Raw genomic sequence first — 5,472 nt, 5'->3', positions numbered from 1 at the left:
GGAATTGTTAATGTTCTAGCAATTCTAAGACTTGTGAGGTACAAATATCTGGGTTTTAGGGAGCAGGGACTGAGGCCTTAGGCCACGCTACGCGAACGGAGCAGGTAAGAGGGAAGTCGGAAGTGGGAAGAGGGCAAAAATAATGTGTACCTCATAGCTACGAGAAACGCTATAATTGTTAATTAGTAATTAGGTAAGCCGTCAGCAATCAGCTTATTTTATTCAAAAAGCTGATTGCTGATTGCTGATTGCTGATTGCTTACAAACAGACTCCACCCTCCGATGCAACCAATACTCAGCCATCCATGCTGCTGTACCATTAATCAGCAACAACAACACTAGCAACACTAAAGCTGAGGCGTAAGCATTAGCATTTCCCCCTGTTACATTCATCGACAAATCAAAAATATGAATCGAGAGCGATCGCCCAGAATCGAGCAAAGACTCTGGCATCCGATCCACATAACCACTAGTAAATATCAGTGCTGCTGTTTCAGCGATCGCTCGCCCTATCCCTAACACTAATCCCACCACTAGTCCCGGTGCTGCGGCTGGTAACAGCAAATTCCAGAGAGTGGTAGTGCGGGATAAACCAAGGGCAGTGGCAGAAAGCCGATAATCATCACTAACGGCGCGAAACCCTTCCTCTGTTGATCGAATTAGGATTGGCAACACCATACAGGCTAATGTCAACCCCCCAGATAAAATCGAAAAGCCTAGCCCTAGGGTTTTGCAGAAAAAGGCATTGCCAAATAGTCCAAACACAATCGACGGTACCCCTGCTAGCACATCTAAGCTACGACGAACCAGACGCCCGAAAATACTCTTAGTATCTGTGAACTCAGCTAGCAGTATTGCTGTGCCTACTCCAATCGGAATAGAAACGGTCATACATACACCCAAAATTAGGACAGTGGAAACCAGAATTGGACCAATCCCTCCTTCCCGTCCAGCATTCTTTGGTGCAGTAGTCAGGAATTCCCAGTTAATTTGTCCGACACCGTGCCAGACGATATCACTCAAAATCCAGAGGAATACAGCAGTTACGAACAGTGCGATCGCCCAAATCATCACTGTTGAAACTTGGAAGTTGTCGGTTGTCGGTTGTCGGTTGTCGGTTGCAGGTTGCAGGTTGTCGGTTGTGGCTTGTGGCTTGGTTTTGGTAGGATTCTTACTCATAGATTCCTTCCTTGCTGATCATTTCTGCAATTGCTACCAGTACCAAAATTATTGCCATCAGCAGCAAGCCACTGACAAAAAGTGCTGAGCGGTGATTGCCCATAGCGTAAGCCATTTCCAAGGCGATATTGGCAGTAAGAGTTCGCATCGGCTCAAATAAGCTTTTGGGAATTTGCACCACATTGCCACACACCATCAGCACCGCCATAGTTTCTCCAATCGCCCGTCCTGTTCCTAAAATCAAGCCAGTAAACAGCCCCGACTTAGCAGCCGGAAACACAACACCTCTGACTGTTGCCCAGCGGGATAGTCCCAGAGCCGCTGCTCCCTTTAGGTATTCTGGAGCGACTTTGGCAAAGCTAGCGTCTGCGGTCAGAGCAATAGTTGGCAAAATCATCAGGGTCAGAATCGCAATTCCAGCTAGAAGACTGGCTCCTGGTGGTTGGAAGCGTCCAATTAGGGGAACTAGCTCCACCAAACCCCAGAATCCGTAAACAACTGAGGGCATCCCTGCCAACAATTCAATTAGCCGTCGATAAAGTCCAGCAATGGATGAAGGCGCGTAATACTGACAAAAGACTGCAGATAGAATGCCCAGGGGTGTGGCTACTACCATCGCCCCAGCCGTGACGAATAGGGTACCCCAAAGCATGGGGGTGAAGTTGTAAAGACTCTCCGCAGGATGCCAGGATGGATCGGTAAAAAAGGGGAGTAATCCCACTTGTCCCAATACTGGCAGGGCTTCCGTGATTAGGAACACAAGAATCAGCACCACGATAGCACCAGCCACCACAGCACAGCCTTGTAGGATCGAGATCAGGAGAGTATCACTCCGAAAAAAATTGAGCATTTAGAATTGGGAATTTAGAATTTAGAATTTAGAATTGGGAATTTAGAATTTAGAATTTAGAATTTAGAATTTAGAATTGGGAATTTAGAATTGGGAATTTAGAATTGGGAATTTAGAATTTAGAATTTAGAATTTAGAATTTAGAATTGGGAATTTAGAATTGGGAATTTAGAATTGGGAATTTAGAATTGGGAATTTAGAATTGGGAATTGGTAAGGAGCAAAGGTATAATTCTTCATTCTTCATTCTTCATTCTTCATTCTTCATTCTTCATTCTTCATTCTTCATTCTTCATTCTTCATTCTTCATTCTTCGAGGGGGACAAAGTTTTGCTCTTTAACAATGTCTTGTACCTTTTGCGATCGCGAAAACTCAATAAATGCTTTATCTAACCCAACCGGAATAGTTTTGCTCACTAACGTCAGGGAACGAGATAGCGGGAATGTGCCGTTTTGAACATTTTCTGTGGTTGCCGCTATTCCAGCAACGGGCAGTAATTTAATCGGAACATCCTGTTTGCTGCTATATTCTGCTGTGCCAATGGAGACATAACCAATCCCATTAGGATTACCCGCTACTGTTTTAATCCCCTGCTCATTATCCCCAATCACCACATCTGCCTTAATCTCACTATTTTTAAGCTGGAAGTACTTGAGAAATAACTCCAAGGTAGAGCGACCCTCAGCTTTGTTAACTACTGTAATTGGTGCCCTTTTGCCTCCCACATCTTGCCAGTTATCTATTTTGCCCTGATAGATATCCACAATCTGTTCATTACTTAGGGATTGCACCGGATTAGTTTTATGGACGATAATGCCAATCCCATCACGAGCGATCGCAAACCCTTGCAGATCTTTCTCGCTCTGCTTGAGGTCACGAGACACCATCCCAATATCAGCGACTCCTTGGCGAGTATCTGCAATACCCCGAGACGACCCTCCTGTCTGCACATCCACCCGTACACCAGGATTTTCTGATTCAAAACGCTTGCCAATTTCCGACGCCAGGGGGGCTACTGTACTAGAACCGGTTAAAACTAACTTACCCTGCAACTGATCCCTTGATTGGGTTGCTACTTCTGGGGATTGGGCACAGGATTGTAGCCAAAAGCAAGCTACTAAACCCATAGACATTGATGCGAGAGTTGTTAAATTTTTCATCAATCATCAGTCAGTCATCTTATCTAGAAACTAGTGAGAGTGCTCAGCTAAGCATTCAGCTGAATGCTTAGCTCAAAACTCAGCACTTACTCAGCACTTTGTTAATCAAAACAGAGGCAACAACATCCCAAATCAATTGCTCTATTACCATTGGCTTGCCGAATGGTTAGCGAACACTGATAAAGCACCGCCTTACCATCTCGCGTCGCCCTAACAAATCCCTCATCCCGCAAAACTCTGAGATGATGGGATAGCAGACTTTGCTCTATTCCCAAAACAGCCTTGAGCTCTCCAACATGTTTTGGTCCTTCCATCAGGATTTCCAGAACAGTGAGACGAGTGTTGTCCGCTAAAACTTTCAGCTTACGGACACAGAAGGCTTGAGATGATGGACTTTTTGAGTTCATGATTCAGCACTGGTCAGCAGTTGAATTATTATTGATATGAAAATCCATTCATATTATAATCAAAAAAAACTCTGATTGGATCAAATCAAAGCACCACCACAACTGGAACCAGACCCTGCTGTACAGCCATAACAATAGGAAGCAGTGCGAATTTCCTCAATGATGTCTAAACTTCCTGCTTCGATAAGTTTACTAACTGTCAACCTTTCTCCAGTGCCAGAGGTTGCTGCTACATTTTCCATCTGATTAAAATCGCAATCGTAGACATTACCCAAATAGTCAATAGACAGTTCATTGCGACACATCAAATGCTCCACCGTAGTGGCATTGAAACTGTTTTCTAGAAACACCATATAGGGAGCATATAGCTTGGTGCGTTTTAAATGAAACTTTGTTCTACCAACAGGAATATTGGTAATTGTAAATAGCTGGTTGAAGTCAAGATCAAACTGTTCTTTTAGGAACACTTTATAATCCTTCTCCAACTTAACCTGATTAGGAGTGAGAGAAAACTTTTCACTCAGTGGCAACGAAGGATTGTAGACCAAATCAAGAATTAATTTGGGGTTTCTCCCATAGCCCAACCGATTCAGCCATTGAATCGCCCGAATCGAACCATCGTAAACCCCCTGGCCGCGCATTTTATCTACATTATCTTCCAGATAACAAGGCAAAGAAGCCACTACTCGTAATTGGTGCTTAGCGAAATAGTCAGGTATATCCTCATATCCCGGTTCAAAATAAATGGTCAAATTTGACCGAACAATCACCTCCTTTCCGGTTTGGTATGCTGCTTCAACTAAGGGCTTAAAGCCATAGTTCATCTCTGGTGCGCCACCAGTCAAGTCAACGGTCTTAATTTGAGGAAACTGATAAATCAGCTTAATAAGCTGGTCACAAATTTCTGGAGAAAGTTCTTCAGTTCGCTTAGGACCAGCTTCCACATGGCAGTGACTACAAGCTAGATTACAACGCTTCCCCAGATTAATTTGTAAAACCGTGATTGGCTGTTTACTTAAGGGAGCTTGCAGTTTTTTGCGGAACGGTGTAACAGCTAAAACGTCTGTTTTAATCATATTTTTATCGCCTTGGGATTGTGAGACTTATTAAGTCTAAAGTCTGTTCGCGTAGCGTCGGCGAACAGACTTTATCCTTGATCTCTAACAACAACCACCACCAATATAGTGCCAAGTTGAATCGGTGATTAAGATTTCTTCTGGATTGACCTTTCCTAATTTCGCGGCTGTTTTATCACAAACAGCGGCTGGCACACCACGGGAGAGGATGTGTCCCGCATTGTCATCAAAAAACTCTTCCGCGCCCATGTAAATTGCTGTTTTGCCAGTAAAAATACATGGTCCATCCTCTGGGATCACAACTTTGAAAGAAACAGAATCCAGACTTTCCAGCAGCAGGGGTTCTTCGAGGTTGTAGTTTTGGCAATCCAGAAGCCGATAGGGACGCTTTGCTCGAATTTCTACTTGACCAAAACCTGACCTGACCAAGTGCTGGACATAGGATTGATAAGTGAGGGCACCAGACAGACACATAGCTCGTAGCCGCTCATCTTCCTGTAGATGGGGTGGAATCGGACGAGTTGCAATGGGGTCACTCATTAACAGTCGTCCACCTGGTTTTAAGACTCGATAGGCTTCTTTGAGTGCCTTCATCAGGTCAGCCGGTTCAAAGATGTTGAATAGGCAATTCTGAGCAACCACATCTACAGAATCATCTGGCATAGGTAGGGCAAAGGCATCCCCTTCCCGAATTTCCACAAAACTCTGGTCAAACCAGGAATTGTCTTGAGCAGCAATCTTCAGGTTACGGGTAGCCGCCTCCCGCATGGCCTGAACTGGCTCAACAGCAATCACACCCC

Annotated in this window: 6 protein-coding genes; all 6 read right to left on the bottom strand. The window is 44.4% G+C overall.

Going from position 1 to position 5,472, the window contains the following annotated elements; translation table 11 throughout:
* Positions 1-222: 222 nt before the first annotated feature.
* Positions 223-1,071 carry a phosphate ABC transporter permease PstA gene (gene pstA, locus F6K20_RS22580; RefSeq protein ID WP_438941763.1) on the bottom strand — a complete coding sequence of 283 codons (849 nt, stop codon included), beginning with the start codon at positions 1,069-1,071 and terminating at the stop codon, positions 223-225.
* A 100-nt stretch (positions 1,072-1,171) separates the two neighbouring features.
* Positions 1,172-2,029, bottom strand: coding sequence for a phosphate ABC transporter permease subunit PstC (gene pstC / locus F6K20_RS22575; RefSeq protein WP_008190400.1), 858 nt, complete (start codon positions 2,027-2,029; stop codon positions 1,172-1,174).
* Between the two features lie 305 nt (positions 2,030-2,334).
* The gene (locus F6K20_RS22570; protein ID WP_131826900.1) at positions 2,335-3,189 is read right to left on the bottom strand and encodes a phosphate ABC transporter substrate-binding protein; all 855 of its coding nucleotides are present in this window, start codon (positions 3,187-3,189) and stop codon (positions 2,335-2,337) included.
* Between the two features lie 101 nt (positions 3,190-3,290).
* The gene (locus tag F6K20_RS22565; RefSeq protein WP_008190403.1) at positions 3,291-3,596 is read right to left on the bottom strand and encodes an ArsR/SmtB family transcription factor; all 306 of its coding nucleotides are present in this window, start codon (positions 3,594-3,596) and stop codon (positions 3,291-3,293) included.
* 80 nt (positions 3,597-3,676) lie between these two features.
* Positions 3,677-4,672: an arsenosugar biosynthesis radical SAM (seleno)protein ArsS gene (arsS, locus tag F6K20_RS22560; protein WP_287266811.1), complete on the bottom strand. Its 996-nt coding sequence runs from the start codon at positions 4,670-4,672 to the stop codon at positions 3,677-3,679.
* Positions 4,673-4,756: 84 nt separating this feature from the next.
* A partial coding sequence (gene arsM, locus F6K20_RS22555) for an arsenosugar biosynthesis arsenite methyltransferase ArsM (protein WP_287296091.1) occupies positions 4,757-5,472 on the bottom strand: 716 nt, incomplete at its 5' end.

This window comes from Moorena sp. SIO2C4 (genome assembly GCF_010672485.1).
Taxonomy (GTDB): domain Bacteria; phylum Cyanobacteriota; class Cyanobacteriia; order Cyanobacteriales; family Coleofasciculaceae; genus Moorena; species Moorena producens.
The sequence above is the reverse complement of the archived record's forward strand: the minus strand, read 5'-3'. Positions and strand labels throughout refer to the sequence as shown.